The organism is Cyanobium sp. NS01, from assembly GCF_014280235.1.
Taxonomy (GTDB): Bacteria; Cyanobacteriota; Cyanobacteriia; order PCC-6307; family Cyanobiaceae; genus NIES-981.
In genome coordinates this window covers 1866192-1881577 of sequence record NZ_CP047940.1, presented here as the reverse complement: position 1 = coordinate 1881577, position 15386 = coordinate 1866192, and the positions used below count along the sequence as shown (strand labels likewise).

At 71.1% G+C, this 15386-nt stretch carries 14 protein-coding genes; 7 read left to right on the top strand and 7 right to left on the bottom strand.

Translation table 11 applies throughout. From position 1 onward, the window contains the following. Nucleotide 1: 1 nt before the first annotated feature. Complete coding sequence (locus CyaNS01_RS09740) at nt 2-385, bottom strand: hypothetical protein (RefSeq protein ID WP_225875939.1); 384 nt, start codon at nt 383-385, stop codon at nt 2-4. Between the two features lie 69 nt (nt 386-454). Beyond that, nucleotides 455-2134: an AarF/ABC1/UbiB kinase family protein gene (locus CyaNS01_RS09735; protein WP_186700609.1), complete on the bottom strand. Its 1680-nt coding sequence runs from the start codon at nt 2132-2134 to the stop codon at nt 455-457. 183 nt (nt 2135-2317) lie between these two features. On the opposite strand from CyaNS01_RS09735, the gene CyaNS01_RS09730 reads away from it, so the two are divergent. From CyaNS01_RS09730 to CyaNS01_RS09720, 3 genes are read left to right on the top strand one after another with little or no spacing between them, the layout of a single operon-like run. Beyond that, nucleotides 2318-3670, top strand: coding sequence for an aminotransferase class I/II-fold pyridoxal phosphate-dependent enzyme (locus CyaNS01_RS09730; RefSeq protein ID WP_225875618.1), 1353 nt, complete (start codon nt 2318-2320; stop codon nt 3668-3670). 35 nt (nt 3671-3705) lie between these two features. Next, a complete protein-coding gene (gene cbiT, locus CyaNS01_RS09725; RefSeq protein ID WP_225875617.1) occupies nt 3706-4359 on the top strand; it encodes a precorrin-6Y C5,15-methyltransferase subunit CbiT in 654 nt (217 codons plus the stop codon). Beyond that, a complete protein-coding gene (locus CyaNS01_RS09720) occupies nt 4356-5201 on the top strand; it encodes a phosphatidate cytidylyltransferase (RefSeq protein WP_186696912.1) in 846 nt (281 codons plus the stop codon). Before cbiT ends, CyaNS01_RS09720 begins: the two co-directional genes overlap by 4 nt. 6 nt (nt 5202-5207) lie before the next feature. On the opposite strand, the gene CyaNS01_RS09715 is transcribed toward CyaNS01_RS09720, so the two are convergent. The 5 genes from CyaNS01_RS09715 to CyaNS01_RS09695 all read right to left on the bottom strand — a co-directional run bounded on the left by CyaNS01_RS09715 (nt 5208) and on the right by CyaNS01_RS09695 (nt 11257). Beyond that, the gene (locus CyaNS01_RS09715) at nt 5208-5816 is read right to left on the bottom strand and encodes an LmeA family phospholipid-binding protein (protein ID WP_225875616.1); all 609 of its coding nucleotides are present in this window, start codon (nt 5814-5816) and stop codon (nt 5208-5210) included. Continuing rightward, nucleotides 5813-6673 carry an alpha/beta fold hydrolase gene (locus CyaNS01_RS09710; protein WP_228008990.1) on the bottom strand — a complete coding sequence of 287 codons (861 nt, stop codon included), beginning with the start codon at nt 6671-6673 and terminating at the stop codon, nt 5813-5815. Before CyaNS01_RS09710 ends, CyaNS01_RS09715 begins: the two co-directional genes overlap by 4 nt. Before the next feature lie 47 nt (nt 6674-6720). Further along, nucleotides 6721-7914: an iron-containing alcohol dehydrogenase family protein gene (locus CyaNS01_RS09705; protein ID WP_186696910.1), complete on the bottom strand. Its 1194-nt coding sequence runs from the start codon at nt 7912-7914 to the stop codon at nt 6721-6723. A 94-nt stretch (nt 7915-8008) separates the two neighbouring features. Continuing rightward, on the bottom strand, nt 8009-10558 hold the full coding sequence (locus tag CyaNS01_RS09700) for an ATP-dependent Clp protease ATP-binding subunit (RefSeq protein WP_186696909.1): 2550 nt from the start codon (nt 10556-10558) through the stop codon (nt 8009-8011). A 168-nt stretch (nt 10559-10726) separates the two neighbouring features. Next, nucleotides 10727-11257, bottom strand: coding sequence for a GNAT family N-acetyltransferase (locus CyaNS01_RS09695; protein ID WP_186696908.1), 531 nt, complete (start codon nt 11255-11257; stop codon nt 10727-10729). Nucleotides 11258-11301: 44 nt separating this feature from the next. Between CyaNS01_RS09695 and lysA the strand changes: the two genes are divergently transcribed. From lysA to bioB, 4 genes are all read left to right on the top strand, one after another. Further along, a complete protein-coding gene (gene lysA / locus CyaNS01_RS09690) occupies nt 11302-12726 on the top strand; it encodes a diaminopimelate decarboxylase (RefSeq protein WP_370561824.1) in 1425 nt (474 codons plus the stop codon). A 105-nt stretch (nt 12727-12831) separates the two neighbouring features. Beyond that, a complete protein-coding gene (locus CyaNS01_RS09685; RefSeq protein WP_225875938.1) occupies nt 12832-13578 on the top strand; it encodes a diadenylate cyclase in 747 nt (248 codons plus the stop codon). After that, nucleotides 13575-14351 (top strand): isoprenyl transferase, encoded by a 777-nt coding sequence (locus CyaNS01_RS09680; protein WP_186696905.1) that lies wholly within the window; start codon nt 13575-13577, stop codon nt 14349-14351. The genes CyaNS01_RS09685 and CyaNS01_RS09680 overlap by 4 nt, the downstream gene beginning before the upstream one ends. Nucleotides 14352-14408: 57 nt before the next feature. Further along, nucleotides 14409-15380, top strand: a complete 972-nt coding sequence (gene bioB, locus CyaNS01_RS09675) for a biotin synthase BioB (RefSeq protein WP_186696904.1) — start codon at nt 14409-14411, stop codon at nt 15378-15380. The last annotated feature ends 6 nt before the right edge of the window (nt 15381-15386 follow it).

Here is a 15386-nt window from a genome sequence, read left to right as displayed (position 1 = left end):
CCTAGAAGAACTGGTCGAAGTTGTCGAAATCGACGGCGCTGAAGGTGCCGTCTTCCACCTGCTGCATCAGCCGCTCCAGCTGGGCCCAGAGGGCCCCTGCCGTGCCGATCGAGAGCACGAAGGACACCAGCATGGCCGCCCCTGAGGCGAAACCGAACACCTGCAGCGCCCCGCCGATGAACAGGGTGACACCCACCACGATGCCGATGTAGGGCAGGGTGGTGCCGCCGTTGCCCAGGGGCAGCAGGGGCAGTCGGTCCTGCTTCCAGCCCTCCAGCCGGTTCTGCACCATCTTGGCGAAGGTGAGGCCGCAGAGCACGCTGATGGCCAGGCCCAGCCCCGACACCAGGTAGGGCGGCTGGATGAAGGTGCCGTACTCAATCATCAACTCGCTGGCCTTGAGGTCGAGCGGGGCGGTGTCGATCACGGCGCACAGTCGGGTCGGAGGCTGACCCTAGGCGGCGGCCAGGGGGTTGAGCCGCGCCAGCAGGGTGCCCGCCAGCTTGCGGGCGCTGAACGTGCGCCGCAACAGGTCCATGAGGGCGCGCAGGTCTTCGGCATTGAGGCGGTCATCGCGCACCAGGGTGAGCAGCAGCCTCTGGCGCAGGCTGGCGCCATCGGGACCCAGCAGCAGCTTCAGCCCTGAGCCCATCACCGGCAGCAGGTCGGCCCGCGGCCCATCGTTCTCCAGCACCGCCAGCAGGCTCTCGAGCCGCTCGATCTGCAGGCGGCCCTCCCGGTCGAACAGCACGTCGAGCAGCTTCTCGCGCATCTCGGCGGTGTCGCCCGCCAGCAGCCGGCGGGCCACGTAGGGGTAGGCCACGCGGATGATCTTGAAGTCGGGGTCGAGCCGCAGGGCCAGGCCCTCCTGGCTCACCACCGCCCGGATGATCAGGGCGAAGCGCACCGGCACCCGGAACGGGTAGTCGAACACCAGCTCGGAAAAGCGGTCGGTGACCGCCTTGAAATTGAAGTTGCCGACGTTCTCGCCCAGGGTGCCGCCCAGCACCTCCTCCAGGGCCGGAATGATCGGCTCGAGGTTGGTGTCCGGGCTGAGAAAGCCCAGGGCGACGAAGTCGCTGGCCAGGGCTCGGAAATCGCGGTTGATCAGGTGCACCACCGCCCCGGTGAGGGTGAGCCGGTCGGCATCGGAGATCGAATCCATCATGCCGAAATCCACGTAGGCCACATGGCCCAGCTGGCCGGTGCGTCCCGGCAGGGCGAACAGGTTGCCGGGGTGGGGATCGGCGTGGAAATAGCCGAACTCCAGCAGTTGCTGCAGCCCCGCCATCACCCCGGTGCGGATCAGGGCGGTGGGATCGAGGTGGCGCGCCTCCAGCACCTGGCGCTCCTGCAGCTTGGTGCCATGGATCCAGCTGGTGGTGAGCACCCGCCGGGCACTCAGCTGGCGCTCCACGTGGGGCACGGTCACCTCGGGATGGGCGCTGAACAGGCCGGCGAAGCGCTCGGCGTTGTCGGCCTCCTTGCGGTAGTCGATCTCGTCGAAGAGGGTCTGGCCGAACTCGTCGATGATGGCGTCGAGCCCGAAGCCCAGATTGAGGGGCAGCAGCGGCGCACTGAGCACCGCCAGCATGCGGATGATCACCAGGTCGCGGCGCAGGATCTGGGGCAGATCGGGCCGCTGCACCTTCACGGCCACCCACTGGCCGTCGTGCATCTGGGCCTTGTAGACCTGCCCCAGGCTGGCGGCGGCAATCGGGTAGTCGGGGAACAGGGCAAACAGCTCCCGGGCCGGTGCCCCCAGCTCCGTCTCGATCGTGCGCAGGGCCACCTCCTGGGGGAAGGGGGGCAGGTTGTCCTGGAGCTGGGTGAGCTGCTCGAGCCAGTCGCGCCGCACCAGGTCGGGGCGGGTGGAGAGGGCCTGCCCCACCTTGATGAAACAGGGGCCCAGGCTGGTGAGGGTGGCGAGGATGCGCTTGCCCAGCCGCTGCTGCACGGCCCGGTCGCCGCTGCCGGCATGCACCACCAGGGTCAGGGCCAGGCTGATCAGCTGCCACAGCACCGAGCTGAGCCGGCTGAGGAACAGCCACGGCCGCCCCAGCAACCAACGCCGATCAGCCCTGGGGTCGTAGGCCGGCGGGGCGGGGCTCGCTGCGGCGGTCAAGGGCGCGATGGGGTGAGTGGGCCGACTCTAGAAAGTCCGGCCGGGCTGACCGCGCTGGCGATGACCGCCCCGGAGCCGATCGGGCTAGCGGGCGGGCGTGCCCAGCCCAGGAGCGGCCAGACTCCTGATCCGTGCCAGAGCGCTGCCGGGACTGTCTGCGCAGCTGCATCCCTGGCCCTGGCCGCGCCGGTGTTGCTCCCCCCCGCTGATCCCGATCTCCTGGCCCTGCACCTGCCCGCCCATGGGCGCGGCCGGGGCCTGGCGCCGCCGCTGGCGCAGTTGCTGCGGCGCCGGCCAGGCAGCTGGGATCTGCCCGAGCTGCCTGGTTTCGGCGGCCCCCTGGAGCCGGAGGGTGCGGTGGCGGAGGAGCAGCGCCAGTGCGCGGCGCTGCTGGGGGCTGAACACTGCTGGTTCGGGGTGAATGGCGCCAGCGGCCTGCTGCAGGTGGCGCTGCTGGCTGTGGCAGCCCCCGGCAGCAGGGTGCTGCTGCCCCGCAACCTGCACCGCTCGCTGCTGCATGCCTGCGTGCTCGGCCAGCTGGAGCCGGTGCTCTACAGCCTGCCCTTCGATCCCGCCACTGGCCTGTGGCTGCCCCCCACCCCCCAGCTGCTGGAGCAGGCGCTGGCGGCAGCACGAGCGGGCGGCCCCCTGGCGGCGGTGGCGGTGGTGTCCCCCACCTATCAGGGTCTGGCTGCTGACCTGCCGGCCCTGGTGGCGGTGGCCCACGCCGCCGGCCTGCCGCTGCTGGTGGACCAGGCTCATGGCGCCGCTGAGGCCGTGGCCGCCGGGGCCGATCTGGTGGTGCTCTCCTGCCAGAAGAGCGGCGGCGGTCTGGCCCAGAGTGCCGTGCTGCTGGCCCAGGGCAGACGCTGCGCTGTTGAGGCGATCGAGCGGGCCCTGCTCTGGCTGCAGACCTCCAGCCCCAGCGCGCTGCTCCTCGCTTCGGCTGCGGCCAGCCTGCGCCATGGCCGCAGCGCCGCCGGCCTGGCCCAGCGCCGCCGCGCCCTGGCGCTGGCGCGTCGCCTGCGGCGCCGTTGCCGCAGCCTGGATCTGCCCCTGCTGGCCAGCCAGGACCCGCTGCGTCTGGTGCTGCCCACGGCGGCACTGGGCATCAACGGGGTGGAGGCCGATGCCTGGCTGCTGGAGCGGGGGGTGATCGCGGAGCTGGCGGAGCCCGGCAGCCTCACCTTCTGTCTGGGAGTGGTGCCTCCGGCCGGGGTGGTGCGGCGGTTGCCTCGGGCGCTGTCCGCCCTGCGCCAGGCCCTGGGCGGTGCGCCGCTGCCGCCCTTCAGTCCCCCGCCTCTGGCGGCGGTGGCACAACCGGAGATGCCGGTGGCCCTGGCCTGGCGGGCCGCCGCAGAGCCCGTGCCCCTGGCGGCGGCGGCGGGCCGGATCGCTGCGGAGCCCCTCTGCCCCTATCCCCCCGGGATTCCACTGCTGATTCCGGGAGAGCGCATCGATCCGGCCCGGGCCCACTGGCTGCAGCGGCAACGGCACCTCTGGCCCGGCCTGATCGCTGATACGGTGAGCGTTGTGGTGGGCTGACGCGGGATCGCCAGCGGCGTGCCACGCCCCCTGTTTTGCGCGCTCCACAGGCCTCGCCGGTGATCGACGACCCCACTGCAGCGTCTCCGACGCCTCCCTATCAGTGGGATTTCGTCACCCCCGGACTGCCCGATGGCGTCTTTGATGCGGCGCCGGGCTTCAGCCCCACACCGATGGAGCTGCGGGTGATGCTGCTGGCCCACCTGCGGCCGCGGGCCGATTCCCTGGTGTGGGACGTGGGCGGCGGCACCGGCGCCCTGGCCCTGGAGATCGCCCGCCTGATGCCCCGGGGCCAGGTGCACACGCTCGAGCGCGACCCGGAAGCCATTGCCCTGCTGGAGCAGAACCGCCAGCGGCTCGGCATTGTCAACCTCCACATCCACCCCGGCGCGGCTCCCGACGATCTGGCGGCCCTTCCCCCCGCCCCCGACCGGGTGGTGCTGGAGGTGGGCCGGCCCCTCGGCGATGTGCTGCGGGTGGTGTGGCAGGCGCTGCAGCCGGCGGGGCGGCTGGTGATCAGCACCGCCAGCCTGGAGGGCCTGGTGGATGCCACCGACACCCTGGGGCAGCTCGCCGCCCGTGATGTGCAGGTGGTGCAGGCCACCGTGCACCGCATGCAGCGCCGCGGCAGCCAGGCCAAGCTGGCAGCGGCTGAGCCCCTGTTCCTGATCGCCGCTGAGCGGCCGTGATTCCGCAGCCCCGCACCAGCACATCACTGCCGCGCCTGCTGAGCGGCTGGGCCGCCGGGGGCTTCGGCTTCGTGGTGGTGATGCTCGGCGGCTGGTGGTTCACCGTGGCCGTGGGTGTGATCGTGCATCTGGGGCTGCTGGAGTTCTTCCGCATGGCCCAGTTCAAGGGCATTCGGCCCGCCACCAAGACCACCCTGGTGGCGGTGCAGCTGCTGCTGGCCACCACCCAGCTGGCCGGCACCGACAGCTGGCTGGCCGGCGATGTGGCCGCGGCGGTGCTGCCCGCCTCCGGCGCGGTGATCTGCGGCTGGCTGCTGCTGCAGCCCGTCACCGGCACCATCGCCGACATCGCCGCCTCGGTGTTCGGCCTCTTCTACCTGGGCTTTCTGCCCAGCCACTGGATCAAGCTGCGCGATCTGCCCGACTCCGGCCTCGAGCTCACGCTGCTGGCCTGCTTTCTGATCGTGGCCACGGACATCGGCTCCTACGCCATCGGCCGGCGGCTGGGCCGGCGGCCGCTCTCGCCGATCTCGCCGGGCAAGACGGTGGAGGGTGCCCTGGGGGGGGTGGCCTGTGCGATGGCCGTCGGGGCGGTGGGGGGCTTCTGGATCGGCTGGAGCTGGGGCTGGCTGATCGGGGCGGTGCTGGGGGCGGTGGTGGCCCTGTTCGCCCTGGTGGGGGATCTCACCGAGTCGATGATGAAGCGCGATGCGGGCCTGAAGGATTCCGGCGATGCGATCCCCGGCCATGGCGGCATCCTCGATCGCATCGACAGCTACCTGTTCGTGCCGGCGGTGGTCTATTCGCTGGTCACCCTGGTGCTGCCGCTGCTCGAGTCCTGAGCGGCTTCAGGGCGTCACCGTGGCCCGGCCCTGCAGCACCAGCCGGCCGTTCTCCACGGCGGCCCGCTCGATCCGCACGGCCGGGTCCATCGGCAGCCGCAGCTCGGCGCTGCCATCCACGGCACGGATCAGCACCGTGCCGGCCTCCGCGCTCAGGCTCGTTTCCAGCTCCAGCGCCCCATGGCTTCTCAATACCAGGTGCTCCCGGCGGAGGCTGAGGCTGCTCCCCCGCCAGGCGGCGCTTCCGAGCAGCTGGCCGGCGAGCTGGTCGGCCAGGGGTTGCCAGCTCGCCTGGGCCAGGGAGTGCTCCAGCCCCTCGGGGCTGAACCGCACCTCCCCCCTGATCCCGAAGGGCTGACCCAGCTCGATGGCCTGGCCCCGCCGCAGTCCAGCCACCTGGAGGCTGATCGGCTCGCTCGTGAGCGTCACCGCGTCGAGTTCCAGCCCCCGGTAGAGCACCTGCCGGGCCTGGAGCTGGGCCCCGGCCAGCCGGCCGCGCAGCAGCTGCAGATCCCGGCCCTCCAGCTCCAGCGAGAGGGCGCCGATCTGCTCACACTGGCGGCGAATCCACAGCTGCAGGCCCGTTGCCAGCAACTGCAGCAGGGGGCCACTCATGCGCCGTTGCCGGCCAGCCAGGTGGCGGCCACGCACTCCGGCTGGTCGATGTGGGGCAGGTGGCCGCACGGCTCCAGCTCCCGCACCCGCTCCCCGAGCAGGGCCAGGGCGGCGCGTTTCTGGGGCTGACGCAGGATGCGGTCGTTGGCCCCCCACAGCACCGCGATCGGCTGGGGCGGCAGCGGAGCACCGCAGCCGGCGAAGCCGCCTGAGCGGGCGAAACGCCCCAGGGCCTGGCCCCATCCCGGCGCGGCGAGGTGCAGCGAGGCGATTTCGAGCTCGGCCGGGCCCACATCCCGATCGGGATCGGCGAAGGCGCTGCGGCAGAGGCCTTTCCGCACACCGGGCCGGGCCAGGAAGCGCACCCCGAGTCCATCCAGCAGCGGCGGCAGGGGCATGGGCCGGCCGGTGAGGCCGGCGGGGGCCAGCAGCAGCAGGCGGCTGATCTGCCCGGGGTGGCGGCGGGCCAGCTCCACGGCCACGGAGCCGCCCATCGAGGCGCCGATCAGGCCGAGCGGTGCGGCCTCCGGGCTGCGGCTGGCGATGGCCGCCAGCAGGGCGGTGAGGTGCTCCAGCACGGCGGCGGGGCCATAGGCCGCCTGGGCGGGACGGGGGCAGAAGCCGAAGCCGAACAGGTCGGGGATGAACAGCTGATGGCTCTGGGCCAGCCGCGGGGCGATGCGCCGGAACTCCAGAAAGGAACTGTCGAAGCCGTGCAGCAGCAGCAGCGGTGGCCCCTGGCCGAGCACCGCCACGGGCCAGAGGTCGGGCAGGCCCTGCAGGGGCCACCACTGCACGGCCTGGGCCAGGGCGCGGCCCTGGGGATCCAGCAGCTCCCGTGCCGCCCGCTCCACCAGGGCCTGGGAGCTGAGCTCAAGTGGGCCGCAGGCCTCAGCAGCGGCGCTCACGCGGCGACCCGCTCGCCGCAGCGGGTGCTCACCAGGGCGGCCATCAGATCGATGGCGCTGACGCTGAAGGGCAGGTGGTGCAGGTCGGAGCCGGGAGCGCAGGCAAAGGCACAGGCCTGCTGCAGCTGCTCCAGGGTGGCCTGGCCCAGGCCCAGATCGGCCAGATCAGCGGGCAGGTCGAGCTGGCGGAACAGGGGCAGCAGCTGCCGCCGGGCCTGGCCGGCCAGCTGATTGCCCCCCAGCACTTCCTCCAGCCGCAGCTGCACCAGGATGCCGAAGCCCACCTTCTCGCCATGGAGGGCGCCATGGCTGGCACTGAGCTGGGTGAGGCCGTTGTGCACGGCGTGGGCGGCCACGGTGCGGCAGCGGGCACCGCCGATGCCACCCATCAGCCCGGCGGTGAGGCCACAGGCCTCCGCCACCCGCACCCAGGCCTCGCTGCTGCTGTCCAGCAGGGCCTGTTCGGCGTCGAAGAGCAGCTGGTCGCGCAGCACCCGGGCCATCTGCACGGCCTGCTGAATCAGTCCGTCGCTGCTGGCCGCGGAGCTCACCGAGGCCTCGTACCACTTGGCCAGGGCGTCGGCGATGCCACTGGCCAGGGTGCGGGCCGGGGCGGTGCGCACCAGGGCATGGTCGAACACGAGCAGCTCGGGGCAGCGCCGCAGCTCCACATCGTGCTGAAAGGCGCCCTCCGGGCTGTAGACGTTGGCCAGGGCCGTCCAGCCGGCGCAGGTGGCGGCGCTGGTGGGCACGGTGACGCAGGGCAGGCCGTGGCGGTGAGCCAGCAGCTTGCCGGCGTCCAGCACCTTGCCGCCGCCGCTGGCGATCACGGCATCGGGTCGGCCCTCGCTGCCGCCGTCAGCCAGGCTGCGCCCCAGGCGCTCCAGGTCCAGCTCGCAGCAGTCGTGCTCCAGCCGCTCGAGCTGGGGCGTCAGCCCCTCCTGGCGCAGGCTCTGCTCCAGCTTCTGCCGCAGGGGCAGTGTGGCGGGCCCTCGCCCCAGCAACAGGGGGCGGTGGCAGAGGCGGGCGATGCGGGGCAGGGCCTGCTGCCAGGCCCCCTCACCGCGCAGCACCTCGGCGGGGGCGATGCGGTGGGCCTGAGGTGTGGCCGGGGCCGAGCCAGCGGCAACCGCCCGATCGCGGGCTGGGCTGGTGGGCTCCACAGAGCCCCGGCGGGAACGCTGGCGCATCAGCCCATCGTAATGAACATAAAACCGCCCAGCTGCTGAGCCGGGCGGTTGAAGACGGCCACCTCAGCAGGGAGGCAGCCAGGGGCGGCAGGCCTCAGGCGCCGGCGCCGGCGAGTTCGGGCATCACGGGCAGGGCGCTCTGCTTGCGGATCACCACCTGCTTGTCCTCGCCCACATCGACCAGGGCGGAATCGCCCTCGCTGATCCGGCCCGAGAGGAACTCCTCGGCCAGGGAGTCTTCCAGCAGGCGCATCACGGCCCGGCGCAGGGGACGGGCGCCGTAGGAGGGGTTGTAGCCCTCTTCCACCAGCCGTTCCTTGAAGGCCTCGGTGACGGAGAGGTGGATGCCCTTGTCATCCATGCGCTGGAACACCTCCTTGAGCATGATCTCGGCGATGTCTTTCACTTCGTCGCGGGTGAGCTGGCGGAAGACGATGATTTCGTCGAGACGGTTGAGGAATTCGGGGCGGAAGTACTGCTTCAGCTCCTCATTCACAAGCGAGCGAATGCGGTTGTACTGGGTGTCTTCGGCGGCACCGCCGGAGAACTCAAAGCCGAGTCCGCCGCCACCCTTCTCGATCACCTTCGAACCGATGTTCGAGGTCATGATGATCAGGGTGTTCTTGAAGTCCACCGTGCGGCCCTTGGAGTCGGTCAGGCGACCGTCCTCCAGCAGCTGCAGCAGCAGGTTGAACACGTCGGGGTGAGCCTTCTCGATCTCGTCGAACAGCACCACGGTGTAGGGCCGGCGCCGCACCGCTTCGGTGAGCTGGCCGCCCTCGTTGAAGCCCACGTAGCCCGGAGGCGAGCCGATCAGCTTGCTGACCGTGTGGCGCTCCATGAACTCGGACATGTCGAGGCGGATCATCGCCTCCTCACTGCCGAAGAAGTAGGCCGCCAGCGACTTGGTGAGCTCGGTCTTGCCGACGCCGGTGGGACCGGAGAAGATGAAGCTGGCAATCGGCCGGTTGGGGTTCTTGAGACCCACCCGGGCGCGGCGAATGGCGCGGGACACCGCCTTGACGGCTTCGTCCTGGCCGATCAGCCGCTGGTGGAGGGTTTCCTCCATGTTCAGCAGCTTGGCCGATTCGCTCTCGGTGAGCTTCTGCACGGGCACACCAGTCCAGGAGGCCACGATGTGGGCGATGTCCTCCTCGGACACCATCGGAGCGCGGTCGGGGTCGGCGTTGCCGATCAGGGCCGTCACCGTGCCCAGATCGGGAGCCGCAGACTCAGCCTCAGGGGAGGGCGTTTCGTCCTCCTTGCGGGCCTGCAGGATCGTGCGGATCTGATCGCGCAGCTCCACTTCGCGGTCACGCAGTTCGCCGGCCTTGGTGAAGTCCTGCTCGCGCACGGCTTCCTCCTTCTCCTTCTGCACACCGCGCAGTTGCTTGTCCACCTCCTTGGCGGCAGGGGGCAGCTTGGAGTTCATCAGCCGCACCCGGCTGCCGGCCTCGTCGATCAGGTCGATCGCCTTGTCCGGCAGGAAGCGGTCGGAGATGTAGCGGTCGCCCAGGGTGGCTGCGGCAACCAGGGCCTCGTCGGCGATCTTGAGCCGGTGGTGCTCCTCGTAGCGCTCCCGCAGGCCACGCAGGATCTCAATGGTGTCTTCCACGGAGGGCTCACCCACCATCACGGGCTGGAAGCGGCGTTCCAGGGCCGCATCCCGCTCGATGTGCTTGCGGTATTCGTCGAGAGTGGTGGCGCCGATGCACTGCAGCTCGCCGCGGGCCAGGGCCGGCTTGAGGATGTTGGCGGCGTCAATGGCGCCTTCGGCGGCGCCGGCGCCGATCAGGGTGTGCACTTCGTCGATCACGAGGATCACGTTGCCGGCACCTCGGATCTCCTCCATGATTTTCTTGAGGCGCTCCTCGAACTCACCGCGGTACTTGGTACCAGCCACGAGCAGGCCGATGTCCAGGGTCAGAACGCGCTTTTCCTCGAGGATGTCGGGGATGTCGCCGGAGTTGATGCGCTGGGCGAGGCCCTCGGCGATGGCGGTCTTGCCGACGCCGGGCTCGCCGATCAGCACGGGGTTGTTCTTGGTGCGGCGCCCCAGGATCTGGATCACCCGCTCGATCTCCTTCTGCCGGCCGACCACCGGATCGAGCTTGCCGTCGGAGGCCTGCTGGGTGAGGTTGCTGCCGAACTCGTCCAGGGTGGGGGTCTTGGTGGAGCCCTTGCTGCCACCACCGGCGGCCACTTCGGCGGTCTCGCCGAGCATGCGGATCACCTGGGTGCGCACCTTGGCCAGGTCGACACCGAGGTTCTCGAGCACCCGGGCGGCGACGCCCTCGCCCTCACGGATCAGGCCGAGCAGCAGGTGCTCGGTGCCGATGTAGTTGTGGCCCAGCTGGCGGGCTTCCTCCAGGGACAGCTCGAGAACGCGCTTGGCGCGGGGGGTGAAGGGGATCTCAACGGCCACGAAGCCGGAGCCGCGGCCGATGATCTTCTCCACCTCGACGCGGGCGTCCTTGAGGTTCACGCCCATCGACTTGAGCACTTTGGCGGCGACGCCGGTGCCCTCGCCGATCAGGCCCAGCAGGATCTGCTCAGTGCCCACAAAGTTGTGACCAAGGCGGCGGGCCTCTTCCTGGGCCAGCATGATCACCTTGATGGCCTTCTCGGTAAACCGCTCGAACATGGGGCGGGGCCTGGTGCAAGTTCACCCAACCTATCAGGGTTGAAAGGGTGGTGTGGTTGCGGGGAGCTCAGTTCGCTAAAGCCAGTGATGGCAAGAGGCTGGCCGCTTTTCAGTGCAATTCAGGCCAGCAAATTGCAGCTCTTGTGCAATAAGAAAAGCCGGTTATCCCTACCGGTCGATCGTGTTGTCCGCTCGATCGCCTGGGCGCGGCTGCGTGAGGGGAAGCCATTGGATCAGGGCCGCCTCGCCACTGCGGTAGTAATCGCGACGCCTGCCGCGGCTGCTGAACCCCAGAGCGCCGTACAGGTCCAGGGCGGCTCGGTTGCCCTCAGCCACCTCCAGGGTGGCGGCCCTGGCGCCGCGGCCCTGGCCCTCCGCCAGCAGGGCCTGCAGCACCTGCCGCCCCAGGCCCCGGCGCCGCTGCTGCGGCTGCACCGCCACCAGGGTGATGTGCAACTCATCGACGATCAGCCAGCCGCAGGCCATCGCCACCAGGGCGTCCCCCTGCCAGAGGCCCATCGCCAGGCGCGCCGCATCGGCCAGCTCCGCCTGCCACTGGGCGGTGCTCCAGAGCTGGCCCAGGGCGGCGGCGTCGAGGTCCTGGCAGGCCGCCAGCTGCCCTGGTCCCAGCCGGCTGAGGCGCAGGCCGCCCTCAGCCGGCTCGCCGGGCCCCCTGCTGCCTCGGTTGTTTCCGTACATTCGTCTGTGTCGTCGCGCCCCCGACCTGCGGTCTTTCCATGGTGATGTCCAGCGAGCCCGTCACCGGGACCGAGCCAGCCTCCGAGCCAGCGCCCCAGGCGGCGCTGGCCCAGCAGCCCTTCGAGAGCGGCTGCGATGCCTCCAGCCCCAACCGCAACCTGGCACCGATCAGCAGCGGCCTCGACGCCGAGGGGCGCCTGGTGGTGGGGGGCTGCCGCCTGAGCGATCTGGCCCGCACCTACGGCACGCCCCTCTACGTGCTGGATGAGGCCACCCTGCGCTCCAGCTGCCGGGCCTACCGCGACGCCCTGGCCGCCTCCTACCCCGGCCCCTCCCTGGCCCTTTATGCCTCCAAGGCCAACAGCTCCCTGGCGATCACCGCCCTGGTGGCGCAGGAAGGGCTGGGGCTCGATGCCGTGTCCGCCGGGGAACTGCTCACCGCCCTGGGCGGGGGCATGCCGCCCGAGCGCATCGTGCTGCACGGCAACAACAAGAGCCCCGAGGAGCTGGCCCTGGCGGCCCAGGCGGGCGTCACGGTGGTGCTGGACAACTGGCGCGACATCGAGCTGCTCAGCGCCCTGGCCCCCTCCCTGGCGCAGCCGGTGCGGCTGATGCTGCGCTTCACGCCAGGCATCGAGTGCCATACCCACGAGTACATCCGCACCGGCCACCTGGACAGCAAGTTCGGCTTCGACCCCGAGCAGCTGCCCCAGGTGCTGGGCCACCTGGCCAGCTGCAGCTGGGCGCGCCTCACCGGGCTGCACGCCCACATCGGCTCCCAGATCTTCGAGCTCCAGCCCCACCACGACCTGGCCGGCGTGATGGCTGACGCCCTGGCCCAGGCCCGTGGCCTCGGCCACCCCGTGAGCGACCTCAATGTGGGCGGTGGTCTGGGCATTCGCTACGTCGCCAGCGACGACCCGCCCACCATCCAGGCCTGGGTGAGCACGGTGGCCGGGGCGTTGGCGGCGGCCTGCCGCGAGCGGGGGCTCGACCTGCCCCGCCTGTTGTGTGAGCCGGGCCGCTCCCTGGTGGCCACCGCCGGAGTCACGGTGTACGAACTGGGCAGCCGCAAGGCCATCCCGGGCCTGCGCACCTACATCTCCGTGGATGGCGGCATGAGCGACAACCCCCGCCCGATCACCTATCAGTCGCAGTACACCGCCCTGCTGGTGGACCGGCCCACCGCCGAGGCCAGTGAGACCGTGACGGTGGCAGGCAAGCACTGCGAATCAGGCGATGTGCTGCTGCCGGAGATCGCCCTGCCGCCGGCCACCAGCGGCGACCTGCTGGCCGTGTTCGCCACCGGCGCCTACAACGCCTCGATGGCCTCCAACTACAACCGCATCCCACGGCCGGCGGCGGTGCTGGTGCATGAGGGTCAGGCGGAGCTGGTGCAGCGCCGCGAGCAGCCGGAAGACCTACTGCGCTACGACGTTCTGCCAGCGCGCCTGACGCCGGTAATCTGACGCCGAGAATTGGGTTCAGGCGTGACCGGGCCGTGGCTGGAAGGTTGGCTTCGGCTGCTGGATTGGCGTCTGTTGATTGATCTGGTCTGCGCCACGGCCCTCGGCATGGTGGTGCTGGGCCGGGTCACCGAGGCGCGCACGCTGTGGCTGCTGCGCGGCTACCTGCTGCTGGTGGCGATGGCCTGGCTGGTGCAGCGCTTCGCCAACCTGCCGCTCACCACCAAGCTGGTGGATGCCCTGGTGCTGGCCTGCAGCCTGGCCCTGGCGATCCTCTGGCAGGGGGAGCTGCGGCGGCTGATGGAACTGCTGGGTACGGGCCGGCTGGGGCTGCTGTTCGGCAACCGCAGCCGCGATCAGCTGATGTCCAGCTCGGTGGGGGTGCTGAGTGAGGCGGCCGGACGCCTCTCCCAGGCGCGGCGCGGCGGCCTGATCGTGGTGGACCTGGGCAGCGACCTGCGCCCCGAGGACTTCCTCAGCCCCGGCCTGGCCATCGACGCCCAGCTCTCGGTGGATCTGCTGCTCAACCTCTTCGCCGCCGACACCCCCCTCCACGACGGCGCGGTGCTGGTGAAGGGCAACCGCATCCTGGCGGCGGGGGTGATCCTGCCGCTCTCGCGCCAGGGGATGAACCGCTACGGCACCCGCCACCTGGCCGCCATCGGCCTCACGGAGCGCTTCGACCGCTGTCTGGCGATCGTGGTGTCCGAGGAGACGGGCACCCTGGCCCTGGCCTGCCAGGGCCGCCTGGAGCGGCCGATCACCAGCAGCCGACTTCATGATCTGCTCACCCGGGCGCTGGCCCAGGCCGGCGGGCGTACCGTGACCAAGGACACGCCGGATTCCCGCGGATGAGTCGCGCCCTGGCGACCAGCAGCACAAGGCAGACCCATCCCTTGCCGGCGGGGCTGGATCCCACCCGGCTGCCGGCCCATGTGGCGGTGATCATGGACGGCAACGGCCGCTGGGCCCAGCGGCGCGGCCTGCCCCGGGTGGTGGGCCACCGGGCCGGCGTGGAAGCCCTCAAGCGCACCCTGCGGCTCTGCAGCGACTGGGGCGTGGGCGCCCTGACGGCCTATGCCTTCTCCACCGAAAACTGGAACCGGCCCGGCGAGGAGGTGAACTTCCTGATGGCCCTGTTCGAGCGGGTGCTGCAGCGGGAGATCGAGGGCCTCGAGCGCGAACAGGTGTGCATCCGCTTCCTGGGGGATCTGGAGCCCCTGCCCCTGGGCCTGCAGAACCTGATTGCCAAGGCCACGGCCCGCACCGCCGCCGGCAGCGGCATCCGCTTCAACGTCTGCACCAACTACGGCGGCCGGGCGGAGCTGGTGCGGGCGGCCCGTCGCCTGGCGCAGCGGGCGGCCGAGGGGGAGCTGGATCCGGCCAGCATCGACGAACAGTGCTTTGCCGCCGAACTGCACACCGCCGGCCAGCTGGATCCCGATCTGCTGATCCGCACCAGCGGCGAACACCGGATCAGCAACTTCCTGCTGTGGCAGCTGGCCTATGCCGAGCTGCACATCACCGATGTGCTATGGCCCGATTTCGACGGCGAGGCCCTGCACGCCGCCCTGCTGGACTACCAGAACCGCCAGCGCCGTTTCGGCGGCGTGGACCCGGCCCCCTGAGCGGCCTCCGCCCTGGCTGTCCACCCTTCCCACCCTGCCCTTTCCCCGCCCCTCTCAGTGACCCACCGCCACGACTGGACCCGCGCCGAGATCCAGGCCCTGCTGGAGGCGCCGCTGATGGAGCTGCTCTGGCAGGCCCAGCAGGTGCACCGCCAGGCCAACCCCGGCTACCGGGTGCAGCTGGCCTCGCTGCTGAGCGTCAAGACCGGTGGCTGTGAGGAGGACTGTGCCTACTGCCCCCAGTCGATGCACCACAGCGCCGATGTGAGCGGCCGGCCGGAGCTCGAGGTGGAGCCGGTGCTGGCGCGGGCCCGGGCGGCCAGGCAGGCGGGTGCCCATCGCTTCTGCATGGGCTGGGCCTGGCGGGAGATCCGCGATGGGGCGCCCTTCGAGGCGATGCTGCAGATGGTGCGCGGCGTGCGCGCGCTGGGCCTGGAGGCCTGCGTGACCGCCGGCATGCTCAGTGACGCCCAGGCCGCCCGGCTGGCCGAGGCGGGCCTCACCGCCTACAACCACAACCTCGACACCAGCCCGGAGCACTACGAGCGCATCATCAGCACCCGCACCTACCAGGAGCGGCTCGAAACCCTGGCGCGGGTGCGGCGGGCCGGGGTGACCGTCTGCTGCGGCGGCATCATCGGCATGGGCGAGGCGCTCAGCGACCGGGCCGGGCTGCTCGAGGTGCTGGCCAACCTCGATCCCCACCCCGAGAGCGTGCCGATCAACGCCCTGGTGGCGGTGGAGGGCACGCCGCTGCAGGAGCAGCCGCCGCTGGATCCCCTGGAGCTGGTGCGGATGGTGGCCACGGCCCGGATCCTGATGCCCAGCAGCCGCGTGCGGCTCAGTGCCGGCCGCGAACAGCTCAGCCGCGAGGCCCAGATCCTCTGCCTGCTGGCCGGCGCCGATTCGATCTTCTACGGCGACACCCTGCTCACCACCGGCAACCCCGACGTGGCCGCCGACCAGGCCCTGCTCGCCGCCGCCGGCGTGACGGTGGAGGGGGCGGCGGCGGCGCTGTGCCCTGCCTGAGCCGCT

What these genes read in the sequence shown, in the direction of transcription:
- CyaNS01_RS09740 (WP_225875939.1), bottom strand. Translation starts at nt 385, where the DNA reads ATGATTGAGTACGGCACCTTCATCCAGCCGCCCTACCTGGTGTCGGGG.
- CyaNS01_RS09705 (WP_186696910.1), bottom strand. Translation starts at nt 7,914, where the DNA reads ATGCGCCAGCGTTCCCGCCGGGGCTCTGTGGAGCCCACCAGCCCAGCC.
- CyaNS01_RS09685 (WP_225875938.1), top strand. Translation starts at nt 12,832, where the DNA reads ATGGTGGTGCTGGGCCGGGTCACCGAGGCGCGCACGCTGTGGCTGCTG.
- CyaNS01_RS09695 (WP_186696908.1), bottom strand. Translation starts at nt 11,257, where the DNA reads ATGTACGGAAACAACCGAGGCAGCAGGGGGCCCGGCGAGCCGGCTGAG.
- CyaNS01_RS09680 (WP_186696905.1), top strand. Translation starts at nt 13,575, where the DNA reads ATGAGTCGCGCCCTGGCGACCAGCAGCACAAGGCAGACCCATCCCTTG.
- CyaNS01_RS09700 (WP_186696909.1), bottom strand. Translation starts at nt 10,558, where the DNA reads ATGTTCGAGCGGTTTACCGAGAAGGCCATCAAGGTGATCATGCTGGCC.
- CyaNS01_RS09715 (WP_225875616.1), bottom strand. Translation starts at nt 5,816, where the DNA reads ATGAGTGGCCCCCTGCTGCAGTTGCTGGCAACGGGCCTGCAGCTGTGG.
- lysA (WP_370561824.1), top strand. Translation starts at nt 11,302, where the DNA reads ATGTCCAGCGAGCCCGTCACCGGGACCGAGCCAGCCTCCGAGCCAGCG.